Here is a 15,475-nt window from a genome sequence, read left to right on the forward strand (position 1 = left end):
AGCGCGAGGAGGCGCTGATGGCCACAGCCCGACAGGACGAGGCCGCGAAACTGCACCGAGGTTTCGGCTGGCTCGCCGCGCTCGGCGTGATCCTGGTGCTCGCCGGACTCGTCGGGCTTGTCTACACCGGGGTCGCCACCCTGACCTCGATGCTCCTCTTCGGCTGGCTGCTGCTGATCGGCGGCGCGGTCGGACTCCTGCACGCGGTCCAGGCCCGCGGCACCAACTTCTTCTGGCTCGGTGTCATCGTCGCGGCCCTGAACATCGCCGCGGGCGTGGTCGTCATCCGCCGCCCCGACGCGGCAGCCGCGGCCCTCACCATGTTCGCCGCCCTGCTCTTCCTCACCGCCGGTCTCTTCCGGCTCGTGGGCAGTCTGGTGGTACGCGGTCCGCAGTTCGGCTGGACCCTGCTGCTCGGCGCCTTCGACCTGCTGCTCGGCATCCTGGTGCTGGGGAACTGGCCGAGCAGCAGCAAGTACGTCATCGGCTGTTTCTTCTCGCTCGCGCTGCTCTTCGACGGACTCGGACTGATCGCGACCGGTTTCGGCGGTCGGCGGATCGTCGGTCTGGTCTCCGAGCGGCTCGCCGGGGAGGACGACGCGCGGGACGGACCGGGCCGGGCGCACGCCAAACCCGTACCCCCCGAATAGGTCGCGAAGTCGGCGCGGAGCGGGCAGGAGCGGTCACGTAGGCGACCTCGTCGTGCGGCAACGGTCATAAGTGCTCGATACTCGCTGACTTCTGTTCAGTCATCCGGAGCGGAGCGGGTCGTTATCAACACTCGAGGTGTGGTGACAATCGAGCGCAAGGGTGGCGACCGGACGATGGAGAACCACGGGCGCGGGTCCGGCCCACGCCCAGAGGGCGACACGGACGAGCCCCGTGACCCGAGGGCCCCGGATCCGCTGCCGTACGAAGGTGTCTGGCGGTTCACCGCCCCCGCCGTCGACGCCTCGGTCCCGCAGGCGCGACACGCCGTGCGGGACCTGCTGTACCGCCAGGGAGTACCCCTCTCCGACGACCTCGTCCAAGGCGTGCTGCTGATCGTCTCGGAGCTGGTCACGAACGCCGTCCGGCACGCGGCCCTGCTGTCGCCGATGCTCGCCGTGGAGGTCGCGGTGGGCGCCGAGTGGGTGCGGGTGTCCGTCGAGGACAACCACCCCTACCGCCCGACCGCCCTGGAGGCCGACCACGGCCGGACCGGCGGCCGGGGGCTGCTGCTGGTGCGCGAGATCACCCGGGAGGCGGGCGGGGTGTGCGACGTCGAGCACACGTCGAGCGGCGGCAAGGTGATCTGGGCCGCGCTGCCGCTCAAACCCGTGCGGGTCCTCTGAGACTCACCAGTCGGCCGACGGACCGGTCAGCTCCCGCACCGCTGGCCGGGCCGCGTCGAGGACCGTCATGAACCAGGACGAGAAGGGGTCCTTGGCGTGCCGCTCGGCCAGCTCGGCGGGGGTCACGAACGCCGTGTCGCCGACCTCCTCCTCGTCGGGCCGCAGCTTCGACTGCACCAGGCCCACGAAGAGGTGGTTGTACTCCTGCTCGACCAGGCCAGAGGCCGGGTCCGGGTGGTTGTAGCGGACCGTACCCGCCTCGGCGAGCAGCGTCGGGGACACCCCCAGCTCCTCGTACGTCCGCCGGGCCGCCGCCGCGAAGGGCGCCTCGCCGGGATAGGGGTGACCGCAGCAGGTGTTGGACCACACACCGGGGGAGTGGTACTTGCCCAGCGCCCGCTGCTGGAGCAGCAGCCGGCCGCGCTCGTCGAAGAGGAACACGGAGAACGCGCGGTGCAGCCGGCCCGGGGGCTGATGGGCGGAGAGCTTCTCCGCGGTGCCGATCGTGACGCCGTTCTCGTCGACCAGTTCGAGCAAAATGGCGTCTGCGGTGCCGTTCGACGGACTGTGCGTCGCGGTGGCTGGTGTGATCGGCATACCCATCCTTCGCATCGGTTCTCGCCGCCCAAGTCTGCCGTACGAATCCGGCACTCCCGGCACTTCGCGGTGCGCCCGCATGTCCCGCGCGCGGCACGGGCAGCGACGGTCACCGGTCGGACGCCGGAACAGGGGCCCGGTAGGTCATCGTGCCCCTGGCGGTCGGCGGGGAACCGCGCGGGGCGGGCGTACTGATGTGCAGGACGCCGATGCGCGCCGGACGGCTGCATTCCGCGCCGGAGGCGCCCCACGTGCCCCGACTGCCTCAGTGGCAGAGCTTCGCCTCGTGCTCCGCATGTCCGACCGGTTCCAACTGGAAGGTGCAGTGCTCCACGTCGAAGTGGTCGCCGAGGCACTCCTGGAGCTCGTGCAGCATCTTCTCGTGGCCGATCGCGCTGAGCACGTCGGAGCGCACGACCACGTGCGCCGACAGCACCGGCATGCCGGAGGTGATCGTCCAGGCGTGCAGGTCGTGGACGTCCTCCACCCCGTCCAGGGCCAGCATGTGGGAGCGCACGTCGGCCATGTCGACGCCCTTGGGCGCCGTCTCCAGGAGCACGTCCAGCGTCTCGCGCAGCAGCTTCAGGGTGCGCGGCACGATCATCAGGCCGATCACCAGCGAGGCGATCGGGTCGGCGGCCTGCCAGCCGGTGCCCAGGATCACCAGCGCCGAGATGATCACCGCGAGCGAGCCGAGGGCGTCCGCGACGACCTCCAGGAACGCCCCGCGCACGTTCAGGCTCTCCTCCTGGCCGCGCACAAGGAGCGTCAGCGACACCATGTTGGCGACCAGACCGATCGCGCCGAACACGATCGTCAGCCCGCCCTCGGTGGCGGCCGGCGTGACGAACCGCTGGACCGCCTCGTACAGGACGTAGCCGCCGACCCCGAGCAGCAGCAGACAGTTGGCGAGCGCGGCGAGGATCTCGGCGCGGGCGAACCCGAAGGTGCGGTTGCCGGTCGCCGGACGGTTGGCGAAGTGGATGGCGAGCAGCGCCATGCCCAGGCCCAGCGCGTCGGTCGCCATGTGCGCGGAGTCCGCGATCAGCGCGAGCGAGTCCGCGAGCACTCCGCCGACCACCTCGATCACCATCACGCCGAGTGTGATCGACAGCGCGACCCGCAGCCGACCGCGGTACGCCGAGGCGGCCGTACCCGTCGTCGGCCCATGCGCGTGTCCGTGGTCGTGTCCTGCCCCCATGACAGCCCTTCCTGTGGTCGGCCCGGGATCACAGTGAACTACGGGTGGGGGGTATCGGGCAACGCGGCACTGAACACCGTTGTCATGTGCCGTGACCTGCGGAAACGATATGCAGGTCAGGGCACCCTCAGTAGCTCGGCCGGTGGTGCGGTCGGAGGCTCGGCCAGTGCCTCGGTCGGTGCCTCAGCCGGTGGTCCGGTCGCCGTGGTGCAGCAGCCAGCCCTGCCACGCCGACTCGACCATCTCGCGTACTCCGCGTCCGGCCGTCCACCCGAGTTCCCGCCCGGCGAGCGCGGCCGAGGCGACGGCGCGCGGCGCGTCCCCGGGCCGGCGCCCCTCGACGAGCGCCGGCCGGGTGTCACCGGTGACCTCACCGATGAGCGTGACCAACTCCCGTACCGAGACGCCCTCGCCGCGACCGATGTTCACCGTGAGGTCACCGGTGCCGATACCGGTCCCGTTGTCCTCGCCGAGCCGCCGGGCCGCCGCCAGATGTGCCTCGGCCAGGTCGGAGACGTGGATGTAGTCGCGGACGCAGGTGCCGTCCGGTGTCGGGTAGTCGGCGCCGAAGATCCGCGGGGCCTCGTCGCGGGTGAGCCGGTCGAAGACCATCGGCACGATGTTGAAGACACCGGTGTCGGCCAGCTCCGGTGCGGCGGCGCCCGCCACGTTGAAGTAGCGCAGGCACACGGTCGAGATGCCGTGCGCCCGGCCCGCCGCCCGGACCAGCCACTCCCCGGCCAGCTTGGTCTCGCCGTACGGGTTCACCGGCGCGCACGGGGTGTCCTCCGTGATGAGGTCCACATCGGGGTTGCCGTACACGGCCGCGGACGAGGAGAAGACGAACCGTCCGATCCCGGCCTCGGCCACCGCCTCCAGGAGCGTGGCGAGGCCGCCGACGTTCTCCCGGTAGTAGCGAGTCGGCTGCGCCACGGACTCGCCCACCTGCTTGCGGGCGGCCAGGTGCACCACACCGGTCACCTCGTGCTCGGTGAAGACCCGCTTGAGCAGACCGGCGTCGAGCGCAGAGCCCTCGATCAAGGGGACATCGGCGGGCAGTCGGGCCGGCACACCCGCGGAGAGGTCGTCCAGCGCGACGACGCGCTCCCCGGCCCCGGCCATGACCCTCGCCACATGGGCCCCGATGTATCCCGCTCCGCCTGTGATCAGCCATGTCATGGTCGTCCACCCTATGTCGGCACCGCCGAGCGCCCTCGATGTCCCGGATGCCCGGGCCGAAGGGGGTGATAGCGGGCACGGTTTGTGGGCGGAGCCCAAAATCACCGATGATGATCGCGGCGAAGGCCAGTGGATCCGGCGTTGATCAGCTCATGAACGGGCGGTGAACGCCTGCCTTCCGGCATCCGATAGCCTCTGCCGACATGCCGCCCGCCTGGTGCATCCAAGGGGCGCCCCCATCGTGTACATGACCGGCGCTCGTGCGTCGGCACCCAGGGAGTGAGTTCGGTTGTCGACCGCCATCCTCACCGGTCAGCCGGTCCCCGGATCGTCGATCGAGGGTGATCTGCGGTCCCTCGGTTTCGACGTGCTGGTGGCCGTCGACGCCGTCGACGCGGAGCGGCTCGTCGCGCAGGTGCCCTCCGACGGGCGGGTCGCCCTGGTCGACGCCCGCTTCGTCGGGCACGTGCACGCGCTGCGCCTCGGTCTCACCGACCCCCGCTTCCCGCTCGCCGCGATCGCCGGTGCCGTCACCGCGCAGCCCGAGGGCCGGGCGACCCTCACCCGGGCGCTGGCCCGCGAGACCTCGGCGGGCGGCGGCACGGCCCTGGCCGTCGACAGCCTCCCCGACCGCATAGTCACCGCCCTGGACGACGACGGCGCCGACGTCCGCAGCCCCGAGCTCGGCAGTCTCGTCGCCGCCGTCCCGGCCGACCCGCAGGCCCGCAACGAGGCACGGCAGGCCGTCGCCGACGTGGACGACGAGGCCGTACGCCTGAAGTCCGCGGTGAAGGCCCGCGACGGCTTCTTCACCACCTACTTCATCAGCCCGTACTCCCGCTACATCGCCCGCTGGTGCGCCCGCCGCGGTCTGACCCCGAACCAGGTCACCACCGCCTCCCTGATCACCGCGCTCATCGCGGCGGGCTGCGCGGCCACCGGCACCCGCGCCGGGTACGTCGCGGCGGGCGTGCTGCTGATCGCGTCCTTCGTCCTGGACTGCACCGACGGCCAGCTCGCCCGCTACTCCCTCCAGTACTCCACGCTCGGCGCCTGGCTGGACGCCACCTTCGACCGGGCCAAGGAGTACGCCTACTACGCCGGCCTCGCGCTGGGAGCCGCCCGCGGCGGTGACGACGTATGGGCCCTCGCGCTCGGCGCGATGGTCCTGCAGACCTGCCGGCACGTCGTCGACTTCTCCTTCAACGAGGCCAACCACGACGCCACCGCCAACACCAGCCCCACCGCCGCCCTCTCCGACAAGCTCGACAGCGTCGGCTGGACGGTGTGGCTGCGCCGGATGATCGTGCTGCCGATCGGCGAACGCTGGGCGATGATCGCGGTCCTCACCGCCGTCACCACCCCGCGCATCACCTTGTACGTCCTTCTCATCGGCTGTGCCTTCGCGGCGACCTACACGACCGCCGGGCGCGTACTGCGCTCGCTGACCCGCAAGGCGCGACGCACCGACCGGGCGGCGCAGGCGCTGGCGGACCTCGCGGACAACGGGCCGCTGGCCGGACTGGTCGCGCGGGTCGCTCCGCGCCTCCCGGCGCCGGTGAGCGCCGCGGCCGGCGGGCTCCTCGTGGTGATCTCCGCCGCAGTCTGGGGCACCACCTGGCCGACCGTGCTGGGTGCCGCCGGCTACGTCCTGCTCTCCGGCCTCGCCCTCGCGCGCCCCCTCAAAGGCGCTCTGGACTGGCTCGTTCCGCCCTTCTTCCGGGCGGCCGAGTACGGCACCGTCCTGATCCTGGCGGCGAAGGCGGACGTGAACGGAGCACTTCCGGCGGCTTTCGGACTGGTGTCCGCCGTCGCCTACCATCACTACGACACGGTGTACCGCATCCGTGGCGACGCCGGAGCGCCCCCCGCGTGGCTGGTGCGCGTCATCGGGGGACACGACGGGCGGACGCTGCTCGTCACCGCTTTGGCCGCGCTGCTCACGGCCTCGCAGTTCACGCTCGCGCTCACGGTCCTCGCGGTTGCCGTGGCCCTGGTGGTGCTCGCCGAGAGCATCCGCTTCTGGGTGTCCGCAGGGGCCCCCGCAGTACACGATGAAGGAGAAACCGCATGATCGGCCTCGTGCTGGCGGCCGGCGCCGGACGGCGTCTGCGCCCCTACACCGACACCCTGCCCAAGGCGCTGGTGCCGGTGGGGCCCGCGGGCGCCGAGGACTCGATCACGGTGCTCGACCTCACCCTCGGCAATTTCGCCGAGATCGGCCTGACCGAGGTCGCCGTCATCGTCGGCTACCGCAAGGAGGCCGTGTACGAGCGCAGGGCGGAGCTGGAGCGCAAGTACGGCGTCAAGCTCACCCTCATCGACAACGACAAGGCCGAGGAGTGGAACAACGCCTACTCCCTCTGGTGCGGCCGTGACGCCCTCAAGGACGGCGTGATCCTCGCCAACGGCGACACCGTCCACCCGGTCTCCGTCGAGCGGGCGCTGCTCGCCGCGCGCGGCGAGGGAAAGCGGATCATCCTGGCCCTGGACACGGTGAAGGATCTCGCCGACGAGGAGATGAAGGTCGTCGTCGACCCCGAGAAGGGGATGACGAGGATCACCAAGCTGATGGACCCCGCCGAAGCCACCGGCGAGTACATCGGCGTCACGCTCATCGAGGGCGACGCGGCCCCCGAACTGGTCGACGCGCTCAAGACGGTCTGGGAGACCGACCCCCAGCAGTTCTACGAGCACGGCTACCAGGAGCTCGTGAACCGCGGCTTCCGGATCGACACCGCGCCCATCGGTGACGTGCAGTGGGTGGAGATCGACAACCACGCCGACCTCGCCCGCGGACGGGAGATCGCGTGCCAGTACTGACCCGGCTCATTCCCTCGCCGCTCGTCGTCGACATCCGCCCGGGTGCCCTCGAGGACCTGGCGGGAGTGCTCGCCGACGAGCGCATCTCGCAGTCCGGCCGGCTCGCCGTCGCCGTCAGCGGCGGCTCCGGTGCCCGGCTGCGCGCGCGGCTCGAGCCGACGCTGCCCGGTGCCACCTGGTACGAGGTCGGCGGCGGCACCCTCGACGACGCCGTGCGGCTGGCGGGCGAGATAAAGGCCGGTCACTACGACGCGGTCGTGGGCCTGGGCGGCGGCAAGATCATCGACTGCGCCAAGTTCGCCGCGGCACGCGTGGGCCTGCCCCTGGTCGCGGTGCCGACCAACCTCGCGCACGACGGTCTCTGCTCGCCGGTGGCCACCCTCGACAACGACGCCGGGCGCGGCTCCTACGGTGTGCCGAACCCGATCGGCGTGGTCATCGACCTCGACGTGATCCGCGAGGCCCCCGCCCGCTTCGTCCGGGCCGGCATCGGCGACGCGATCTCCAACATCAACTCGATCGCGGACTGGGAGCTGTCCCACCGGGTCAACGGCGAGAAGGTCGACGGCCTCGCCGCGGCCATGGCCCGGCAGGCCGGCGAGGCGGTGCTGCGGCACCCCGGCGGCATCGGGGACAACGACTTCCTCCAGGTCCTCGCCGAGGCGCTGGTCCTCACCGGTGTCGCCATGTCGATCTCGGGCGACTCCCGGCCCGCCTCGGGCTCCTGCCACGAGATCAACCACGCCTTCGACCTGCTCTTCCCCAAGCGCGCCGCGAGCCACGGCGAGCAGTGCGGCCTGGGCGCGGCCTTCGCGATGTACCTGCGCGGGGCCCACGAAGAAGCGGCCTTCATGGCCCAGGTGCTGCGCCGGCACGGACTGCCGGTGCTCCCGGAGGAGATCGGCTTCACGACCGCGGAGTTCGTCCGGGTCGTGGAGTTCGCCCCCGAGACCAGGCCCGGCCGCTACACGATCCTCGAACACCTCGACCTCAAGACCGACCAGATCAAGGACATCTACGCCGACTATGTCAAGGCCATCGGTAGCTGAACTCCGCCCGGTCGTCCACCCCCCGGGGGTCAAGGACCGGCGCAGCGGTGAGCACTGGATGGGGCGCCTCTACATGCGAGAGGTGTCCCTGCGCGTCGACCGTTACCTGGTGAACACCAGGGTCACGCCCAATCAGCTCACGTACCTGATGACTGTCTGCGGCGTGCTCGCGGCCCCCGCGCTGCTGGTGCCGGGGATCCCGGGCGCCGTGCTCGGCGTGCTCGCGGTCCAGCTGTACCTGCTGCTCGACTGCGTGGACGGCGAGATCGCCCGCTGGAAGAAGCAGTACTCGCTGGGCGGGGTCTACCTGGACCGGGTCGGCGCCTATCTGACCGACGCGGCGGTGCTCGTCGGCTTCGGGCTGCGCGCCGCCGACCTGTGGGGCAGCGGTCGTATCGACTGGCTGTGGGCCTTCCTCGGCACCCTCGCCGCGCTCGGCGCGATCCTGATCAAGGCGGAGACCGACCTGGTCGGTGTCGCCCGGCACCAGACCGGTCAGGCCCCGGTCCAGGAGGCCGCGTCCGAGATGCGCTCCTCCGGCATGGCGCTGGCCCGCCGGGCCGCCGCCGCGCTCAAGTTCCACCGGCTGGTGCTCGGCATCGAGGCGTCCCTGCTGATCCTGGTGCTGGCCATCGCCGACCAGGTGCGCGGCGACCTGTTCTTCTCGCGGCTCGGTGTCGCCGTCCTGGCCGGCATCGCGCTGGTGCAGACCCTGCTGCACCTCGTGTCCATCCTCGCCTCCAGCAGGCTGAAGTGAGCGCCATGCGGGTCGGCGCGGTGATCATCACCATGGGCAACCGCCCCGACGAGCTGCGGGCCCTGCTCGACTCGGTCGGCAAGCAGGACGGCGACCCCGTCGAGGTCGTCGTCGTCGGCAACGGCTCGCCCGTCCCGGACGTCCCCGACGGCGTCCGCACGATCGAGCTGCCGGAGAACCTCGGCATCCCCGGCGGCCGCAATGTCGGCATCGAGGCCTTCGGCCCCAGTGGTCGAGATGTAGACATATTGATGTTCCTCGACGACGACGGCCTGCTCGCGCAGCACGACACCGCCGAGCTGTGCCGCCGGGCCTTCGAGGACGACCCCCGACTCGGCATCATCAGTTTCCGCATCGCCGATCCCGAGACCGGGATCACCCAGCGCCGGCACGTCCCGCGCCTGCGCGCCGCCGACCCGATGCGCTCCTCCCGGGTCACCACCTTCCTCGGCGGCGCCAACGCCGTCCGTACCAAGGTCTTCGCCGAGGTCGGCGGCCTCCCGGACGCGTTCTTCTACGCCCATGAGGAGACCGACCTGGCCTGGCGGGCCCTGGACGCGGGCTGGATGATCGACTACCGGTCCGACATGGTGCTCTACCACCCCACGACCGCCCCCTCGCGGCACGCGGTCTACCACCGCATGGTCGCCCGCAACCGCGTCTGGCTCGCCCGCCGCAACCTCCCCGCGCCCCTGGTCCCGGTGTACCTCGGCTGCTGGCTGCTGCTCACCCTCGTCCGCCGCCCCTCGCGGTCCGCCCTGCGGGCGTGGTTCGGCGGCTTCCGGGAGGGCTGGAGCACGCCCTGCGGACCGCGCAGACCCATGAAGTGGCGTACGGTGTGGCGGCTGACCCGACTGGGCCGCCCCCCTGTGATCTGACAAGCTCTTTGCTGTGAGCCGTCGGGTCCGATCGGCCCCGGTCCCATGCCAGCCCGCACGGGTGCGCATCCCGAAGACGAAGGTTTTCCACTGGTGAGTGAGACAACGCACGACGGCACGGTCGCACCGAGTGCCACCGCGGTGCCCGCCGAGGGCCTCACGGCGGCCCAGCTCGCCTCCAAGTACGGGCTGACCGTGAGCGGGGCCCGGCCCTCCCTCGTCGAGTACGTCCGCCAGCTCTGGGACCGGCGGCACTTCATCCTCGCCTTCTCGCGGGCGAAGCTGACCGCCCAGTACAGCCAGGCGAAGCTCGGCCAGCTCTGGCAGGTGGTGACCCCGCTGCTGAACGCGGCGGTCTACTTCTTCATCTTCGGCATGATCCTGAAGGCGAACCGCGGCCTGTCGCACGACGTCTACATCCCGTTCCTGGTCACCGGCGTCTTCGTGTTCACCTTCACGCAGAGCTCGGTGATGGTCGGCGTCCGCGCGATCTCCGGCAACCTCGGCCTGGTCCGCGCCCTGCACTTCCCGCGCGCCTCGCTGCCGATCTCCTTCGCGCTCCAGCAACTCCAGCAGCTGCTCTACTCGTTGATCGTGCTGTTCGTGGTGGCCGCCGCCTTCGGCAGCTACCCGGACCTGTCCTGGCTGCTGATCGTGCCGGCGCTCGCCCTGCAGTTCCTCTTCAACACCGGACTCGCCCTGGTCTTCGCCCGGGCCGGTTCCGCGACCCCGGACCTCGCGCAGCTGATGCCGTTCGTGCTGCGCACCTGGATGTACGCGTCCGGCGTGATGTTCTCCATCCCGATCTTCCTGGCCGACAAGCCGCAATGGCTGGCGAACGTCCTGCAGTGGAACCCGGCGGCGATCTACATGGACCTGATGCGCTTCGCGCTCATCGACGGCTACGGCGCCGAGAACCTCCCCGACCACGTCTGGGCGGTCGCGGTCCTGTGGGCGGTGTGCCTGGCCGTCGGCGGGTTCGTCTACTTCTGGAAGGCGGAGGAAAGGTACGGCCGTGGCTGAGCACAATCCCGTCGAGCAGGCTGTCGGGCAGGGTGCGGACCGCATCCCCACCGTCGTCGCCGAGGAACTGCACATCGTCTACCGCGTCAACGGCGCCAAGACCGGCAAGGGCAGCGCCACTTCCGCGCTGAGCCGGATCATCAAGCGTGGTGAGGAGCGGGGCGTGCGCAAGGTGCACGCCGTGCGGGGCGTGTCGTTCGTCGCCTACCGCGGCGAGGCCATCGGTCTGATCGGTTCCAACGGCTCCGGCAAGTCGACCCTGCTGCGCGCCATCGCCGGTCTGCTGCCCGCCGAGAGCGGCCGCGTCTACACCGGTGGTCAGCCCTCCCTGCTCGGTGTGAACGCGGCTCTGATGAACGACCTGACCGGCGAGCGGAACGTCATCCTGGGCGGGCTCGCCATGGGCATGTCCCGCGAGCAGATCAGGGAGCGCTACCAGGAGATCGTCGACTTCTCCGGGATCAACGACAAGGGCGACTTCATCACCCTGCCGATGCGCACCTACTCCTCCGGCATGGCGGCCCGGCTGCGCTTCTCCATCGCCGCCGCCAAGGACCACGACGTCCTCATGATCGACGAGGCCCTCGCCACCGGCGACGCGGCCTTCCGCAAACGTTCCGAGGAGCGCATCCGCGAGCTGCGCAAGGAAGCCGGCACGGTGTTTCTCGTCAGTCACAACAACAAGTCGATCCGGGACACCTGCGACCGCGTGCTGTGGCTGGAACGCGGTGAGCTGCGGATGGACGGACCCACCGAAGAGGTCCTCCAGGAGTACGAGAAGTTCACGGGCAAGTAGTCCACATCGACATGGGCAGTCAGGCCCACCACGCTTCCACGGGCCCCGCCGGAACCTCTCCGGCGGGGCCCCGCGTCTGCAAAGGAAACGTCAACTCGTGGCCGCCTTAGGAATCTTGGCGCCAATCGGTGTGTTGTTGTGATGTGCAGGACACCCCAGAGAACCTCGCTGCGTTGTACAACGTAAGCTGGACCGGTCCCGAAACGCGGCAAGTGGGGCGATAATGCGCGACACCCTCGTACGGGACGACTGTGCGGACGGCCGGGCGGCGTGTCCGAAATAGTGTGTATTGGGTCGGCAGTGTAGAACGGGAGATGTGACGGCAATGGCTACGGAAACTCCCCAGCTCAACGGAGCTGCCTGTGCCGTCCCCGCGCCGGGACGTGAGCGGTGACGGGAACCGGCACGCCGGCCTCCGGTGATCCGGAGCGCGGCACGCTCGACAAGGCCGCGGGCGAGAACTTCCCCGTGGCACCTTTCTTCCTGCCCAAGGCCTGGCGCACCGACCTGATGGCGGTCTACGGCTTCGCCCGCCTCGTCGACGACATCGGCGACGGCGACCTGGCCCCCGGCGGCGCCGACGCCCGGCTGCTCGGCGTGGAGCCCGCGGCGGCCGAGGACCGGCTGCTGCTCCTGGACGCCTTCGAGGACGACCTGCACCGGGTCTTCGACGCGACCCCGCGCCACCCCCTGCTGCGCCGCCTCCAGCCGACCGTCCGCCGCTGCGCGCTGACCCCCGAGCCCTTCCTCGGCCTGATCGCCGCCAACCGCCAGGACCAGCTGGTCAGCCGCTACGAGACCTACGACGACCTGCTCGCCTACTGCGAGCTCTCGGCCAACCCCGTCGGCCGCCTCGTCCTCTCGGTCACCGGCACCTCGACCCCCGAGCGGATCCGTCTCTCGGACGCGATCTGTACCGCACTTCAGATCGTCGAACACCTGCAGGACGTGGCCGAGGATCTCGGCAACGACCGCATCTACCTGCCCGCCGAGGACATGAAGCGGTTCCATGTCCAGGAAGCGGATCTCGCCACGGCCAGCGCGGGCGCGTCGGTGCGCGCCCTGGTTGCATACGAAGCGGAACGCGCACGCGATCTCCTGAATGAAGGCGCCCCCCTGGTGGGTAGCGTCCACGGCAGGTTGAAGCTGCTGCTCGCGGGGTTCGTGGCGGGGGGGAGGGCGGCGATCAAGGCGATCGCCGCCGCTGAATACGACGTACTTCCCGGCCCGCCCAAGCCCGGCAAGATCCAGCTGCTGCGCGAGGTGGGCGTGACTCTGCGAGGAGAGGGGTGATCCGGACCGTGGACGCACCACAGGTGTCCCCGCCGGTACTCGCCGCCTACAGCTACTGCGAGGCCGTCACCGGACAGCAGGCCCGTAACTTTGCTTACGGGATCCGCCTGCTGCCCACGCCGAAGCGACGCGCCATGTCGGCGCTGTACGCGTTCTCCCGGCGGGTCGACGACATCGGGGACGGCACACTGGCGGTCGACGTCAAGAGCGCGAGACTCGAGGAGACCCGGGCGCTGCTGACCCGGGTCCGCGAGGGAGCGGTCGACGAGGACGACACCGACCCGGTCGCGGTCGCCCTCACCCATGCCGCCCAGGCCTTCCCGATCCCGCTCGACGGCCTGGACGAGCTGATCGACGGCGTCCTGATGGACGTACAGGGCGAGACCTACGAGACCTGGGACGACCTGAAGGTCTACTGCCGGTGCGTGGCGGGCGCGATCGGGCGGCTCTCGCTCGGTGTGTTCGGCCCCGAGCCGGGGGCGCCCGGCGTCGAGCGCGCGCCGGAGTACGCCGACACGCTCGGCCTTGCGCTGCAGCTCACCAACATCCTCAGGGACGTCCGCGAGGACGCCGAGAACGGGCGGACCTATCTGCCCGCCGACGACCTCGCGAAATTCGGGTGCTCGGCCGGGTTCGACGGGCCGACCCCACCGGAAGGCTCCGACTTCGCGGGTCTCGTCCACTTCGAAGTGCGACGGGCCCGCACCCTTTTCGCCGAGGGCTACCGGCTGCTCCCCATGCTCGACCGGCGCAGCGGCGCCTGTGTGGCCGCCATGGCCGGGATCTACCGCCGGCTGCTCGACCGGATCGAGCGCGACCCGGAGGCCGTGCTGCGCGGCCGGGTCTCGCTGCCCGGGCGGGAGAAGGCGTACGTCGCCGTGCGCGGGCTGTCCGGCCTGGACGCCCGCGGTGTGACGCGGAGGACCATCAGGAGGCGCGCCTGATGGACAATTCGGTCCAAGGTGATTCCACCGGAGAAAAACGGCGCGCAACCCTCCGGTCGCGGACGGCGTCCATGACTGCAACGGCCCGCCGCGCGGAGTTCGACCGCGGTGGCCGCTCGGGGGAGGGCGCACGATGACCGACGGGACGCAGTCCGAGGGGCTGCCCGCGGACGTCCCGGCACATGCCGGGCGGGACGGCGTCGTGGTCGGCGGCGGGCTCGCCGGCATCACCGCCGCGCTCGCACTGGCCGACGCGGGTGTGCGCGTCACCCTGATCGAGGGCAGGCCGAGACTGGGTGGCCTGGCCTTCTCCTTCCAGCGCGGCGAACTGACCGTCGACAACGGCCAGCACGTGTACCTGCGCTGCTGCACCGCCTACCGCTGGTTCCTCGACCGGATCGAGGGCACGGCGCTGGCACCGCTGCAGGATCGTCTCGACGTGCCCGTGCTCGACGTCGACAAGCCGGAGGGGCGGCGGCTGGGACGGCTGCGCCGCGACGCGCTGCCGGTACCGCTGCACCTGGGGCGCAGCCTCGCCACGTATCCGCATCTCTCGCTCGCCGAGCGTGCCAAGGTCGGACGTGCCGCGCTCGCGCTCAAAGGGCTCGACCTCGCCGATCCGAGCCTGGACGCACAGGACTTCGGCAGCTGGCTGACCGCGCACGGTCAGTCGGCGCGTGCCATCGAGGCCCTGTGGGACCTGGTCGGGGTCGCCACTCTCAACGCGGTCGCGGGCGACGCCTCACTGGGGCTCGCCGCGATGGTGTTCAAGACCGGTCTGCTGTCCGAACCGGGCGCGGCCGACATCGGATGGGCGCACGTCCCGCTGGGTGAACTGCACGACCGGATGGCCCGCAAGGCGCTCGACTCCGCGGGCGTGCGTACCGAGATCCGTACACGAGTCACCTCCATCTCTACTGACGAGAACGGGCGCTGGAGCGTTCAGGTTCCCGGCGAGACCATCGAGGCGGACACGGTCGTCCTCGCCGTGGCCCAGCGCGAGGCCCACGATCTGCTGCCCGAGGGCGCGCTCGACGCCCCCGAACGGCTCCTCGACATCGCCACCGCGCCGATCCTCAACGTGCACGTCGTCTACGACCGCAAGGTGCTCGACAAGCCCTTCTTCGCCGCGCTCGGCACCCCGGTGCAGTGGGTCTTCGACCGCACCGACGCCTCCGGGCTGCGCGAGGGCCAGTACCTCGCGCTCTCCCAGTCGGCCGCCCAGGACGAGATCGACGCGCCGGTGGCCGAGCTGAAGGAGCGTTACCTCCCGGAGCTGGAGCGGCTGTTGCCCGGCACCCGCGGCGCCGAGGTGAAGGACTTCTTCGTGACCAGGGAGCGCACGGCGACGTTCGCTCCGACCCCCGGCGTCGGGCGGCTGCGGCCCGGCGCCCGCACCAAAGCCCCCGGCCTGTACCTGGCCGGTGCGTGGACCGCCACAGGGTGGCCCGCGACCATGGAGAGTGCGGTCCGCAGTGGGGTGAGCGCGGCGGACGCCGCTCTCGCCACCCTGGGCCGGCCCCGCCCCCGTCACCTCTTCGAAGTCGAGGAGGCGGCGTGACGCTCGATCAGCAGGCGGCAGGCGACCCCCGCACCTCCGG

Annotated in this window: 16 protein-coding genes; 13 read left to right on the forward strand and 3 right to left on the reverse strand. The window is 70.9% G+C overall.

Annotation, left to right across the window (positions count from 1 at the left end):
- The first annotated feature begins 17 nt into the window (after positions 1 to 17).
- Together ACWD5F_RS24015 and ACWD5F_RS24020 are read left to right on the forward strand one after the other, a co-directional pair.
- Complete coding sequence (locus tag ACWD5F_RS24015) at positions 18 to 650, forward strand: HdeD family acid-resistance protein (RefSeq protein WP_401712243.1); 633 nt, start codon at positions 18 to 20, stop codon at positions 648 to 650.
- Between the two features lie 174 nt (positions 651 to 824).
- Positions 825 to 1,334: an ATP-binding protein gene (locus ACWD5F_RS24020; protein WP_451257564.1), complete on the forward strand. Its 510-nt coding sequence runs from the start codon at positions 825 to 827 to the stop codon at positions 1,332 to 1,334.
- A 3-nt stretch (positions 1,335 to 1,337) separates the two neighbouring features.
- Here the strand turns inward: ACWD5F_RS24020 and idi are convergent, their stop codons facing one another.
- From idi to galE, 3 genes are all read right to left on the reverse strand, one after another.
- Positions 1,338 to 1,931 carry an isopentenyl-diphosphate Delta-isomerase gene (gene idi / locus ACWD5F_RS24025; protein ID WP_401712240.1) on the reverse strand — a complete coding sequence of 198 codons (594 nt, stop codon included), beginning with the start codon at positions 1,929 to 1,931 and terminating at the stop codon, positions 1,338 to 1,340.
- Between the two features lie 265 nt (positions 1,932 to 2,196).
- Positions 2,197 to 3,132 carry a cation diffusion facilitator family transporter gene (locus ACWD5F_RS24030; RefSeq protein ID WP_401712237.1) on the reverse strand — a complete coding sequence of 312 codons (936 nt, stop codon included), beginning with the start codon at positions 3,130 to 3,132 and terminating at the stop codon, positions 2,197 to 2,199.
- A gap of 183 nt (positions 3,133 to 3,315) precedes the next feature.
- Positions 3,316 to 4,311: a UDP-glucose 4-epimerase GalE gene (gene galE / locus ACWD5F_RS24035; protein WP_451257151.1), complete on the reverse strand. Its 996-nt coding sequence runs from the start codon at positions 4,309 to 4,311 to the stop codon at positions 3,316 to 3,318.
- Between the two features lie 289 nt (positions 4,312 to 4,600).
- On the opposite strand from galE, the gene ACWD5F_RS24040 reads away from it, so the two are divergent.
- From ACWD5F_RS24040 to hpnE, 11 genes are all read left to right on the forward strand, one after another.
- Positions 4,601 to 6,385, forward strand: a complete 1,785-nt coding sequence (locus tag ACWD5F_RS24040) for a DUF5941 domain-containing protein (RefSeq protein WP_451257153.1) — start codon at positions 4,601 to 4,603, stop codon at positions 6,383 to 6,385.
- Positions 6,382 to 7,134, forward strand: a complete 753-nt coding sequence (locus ACWD5F_RS24045; protein WP_451257155.1) for a phosphocholine cytidylyltransferase family protein — start codon at positions 6,382 to 6,384, stop codon at positions 7,132 to 7,134. The genes ACWD5F_RS24040 and ACWD5F_RS24045 overlap by 4 nt, the downstream gene beginning before the upstream one ends.
- Complete coding sequence (locus ACWD5F_RS24050; protein ID WP_401712226.1) at positions 7,122 to 8,183, forward strand: iron-containing alcohol dehydrogenase family protein; 1,062 nt, start codon at positions 7,122 to 7,124, stop codon at positions 8,181 to 8,183. Before ACWD5F_RS24045 ends, ACWD5F_RS24050 begins: the two co-directional genes overlap by 13 nt.
- Complete coding sequence (locus ACWD5F_RS24055; RefSeq protein WP_401712223.1) at positions 8,161 to 8,940, forward strand: CDP-alcohol phosphatidyltransferase family protein; 780 nt, start codon at positions 8,161 to 8,163, stop codon at positions 8,938 to 8,940. Before ACWD5F_RS24050 ends, ACWD5F_RS24055 begins: the two co-directional genes overlap by 23 nt.
- A gap of 5 nt (positions 8,941 to 8,945) precedes the next feature.
- The gene (locus ACWD5F_RS24060) at positions 8,946 to 9,818 is read left to right on the forward strand and encodes a glycosyltransferase family 2 protein (protein ID WP_451257566.1); all 873 of its coding nucleotides are present in this window, start codon (positions 8,946 to 8,948) and stop codon (positions 9,816 to 9,818) included.
- Between the two features lie 93 nt (positions 9,819 to 9,911).
- Positions 9,912 to 10,841, forward strand: a complete 930-nt coding sequence (locus tag ACWD5F_RS24065) for an ABC transporter permease (RefSeq protein ID WP_451257158.1) — start codon at positions 9,912 to 9,914, stop codon at positions 10,839 to 10,841.
- The gene (locus tag ACWD5F_RS24070; protein WP_185146319.1) at positions 10,834 to 11,637 is read left to right on the forward strand and encodes an ABC transporter ATP-binding protein; all 804 of its coding nucleotides are present in this window, start codon (positions 10,834 to 10,836) and stop codon (positions 11,635 to 11,637) included. The genes ACWD5F_RS24065 and ACWD5F_RS24070 overlap by 8 nt, the downstream gene beginning before the upstream one ends.
- A gap of 390 nt (positions 11,638 to 12,027) precedes the next feature.
- Complete coding sequence (gene hpnC, locus ACWD5F_RS24075; RefSeq protein WP_451257160.1) at positions 12,028 to 12,930, forward strand: squalene synthase HpnC; 903 nt, start codon at positions 12,028 to 12,030, stop codon at positions 12,928 to 12,930.
- Entirely contained in the window at positions 12,927 to 13,874 is a 948-nt protein-coding gene (gene hpnD, locus ACWD5F_RS24080) for a presqualene diphosphate synthase HpnD (protein ID WP_451257162.1), read from the forward strand. The genes hpnC and hpnD overlap by 4 nt, the downstream gene beginning before the upstream one ends.
- The gene (locus ACWD5F_RS24085) at positions 13,874 to 14,011 is read left to right on the forward strand and encodes a DUF6380 family protein (RefSeq protein WP_401712208.1); all 138 of its coding nucleotides are present in this window, start codon (positions 13,874 to 13,876) and stop codon (positions 14,009 to 14,011) included. The genes hpnD and ACWD5F_RS24085 overlap by 1 nt, the downstream gene beginning before the upstream one ends.
- The gene (gene hpnE, locus ACWD5F_RS24090; RefSeq protein ID WP_451257164.1) at positions 14,008 to 15,435 is read left to right on the forward strand and encodes a hydroxysqualene dehydroxylase HpnE; all 1,428 of its coding nucleotides are present in this window, start codon (positions 14,008 to 14,010) and stop codon (positions 15,433 to 15,435) included. The genes ACWD5F_RS24085 and hpnE overlap by 4 nt, the downstream gene beginning before the upstream one ends.
- Positions 15,436 to 15,475 lie beyond the last annotated feature (40 nt).

The organism is Streptomyces sp. NPDC002499 (assembly GCF_053595415.1).

What these genes read in the sequence shown, in the direction of transcription:
- ACWD5F_RS24085 (WP_401712208.1), top strand. Translation starts at nt 13,874, where the DNA reads ATGGACAATTCGGTCCAAGGTGATTCCACCGGAGAAAAACGGCGCGCA.
- ACWD5F_RS24020 (WP_451257564.1), top strand. Translation starts at nt 825, where the DNA reads ATGGAGAACCACGGGCGCGGGTCCGGCCCACGCCCAGAGGGCGACACG.
- ACWD5F_RS24030 (WP_401712237.1), bottom strand. Translation starts at nt 3,132, where the DNA reads ATGGGGGCAGGACACGACCACGGACACGCGCATGGGCCGACGACGGGT.
- galE (WP_451257151.1), bottom strand. Translation starts at nt 4,311, where the DNA reads ATGACATGGCTGATCACAGGCGGAGCGGGATACATCGGGGCCCATGTG.
- ACWD5F_RS24045 (WP_451257155.1), top strand. Translation starts at nt 6,382, where the DNA reads ATGATCGGCCTCGTGCTGGCGGCCGGCGCCGGACGGCGTCTGCGCCCC.
- ACWD5F_RS24060 (WP_451257566.1), top strand. Translation starts at nt 8,946, where the DNA reads ATGCGGGTCGGCGCGGTGATCATCACCATGGGCAACCGCCCCGACGAG.
- ACWD5F_RS24015 (WP_401712243.1), top strand. Translation starts at nt 18, where the DNA reads ATGGCCACAGCCCGACAGGACGAGGCCGCGAAACTGCACCGAGGTTTC.
- idi (WP_401712240.1), bottom strand. Translation starts at nt 1,931, where the DNA reads ATGCCGATCACACCAGCCACCGCGACGCACAGTCCGTCGAACGGCACC.
- ACWD5F_RS24055 (WP_401712223.1), top strand. Translation starts at nt 8,161, where the DNA reads ATGTCAAGGCCATCGGTAGCTGAACTCCGCCCGGTCGTCCACCCCCCG.
- hpnE (WP_451257164.1), top strand. Translation starts at nt 14,008, where the DNA reads ATGACCGACGGGACGCAGTCCGAGGGGCTGCCCGCGGACGTCCCGGCA.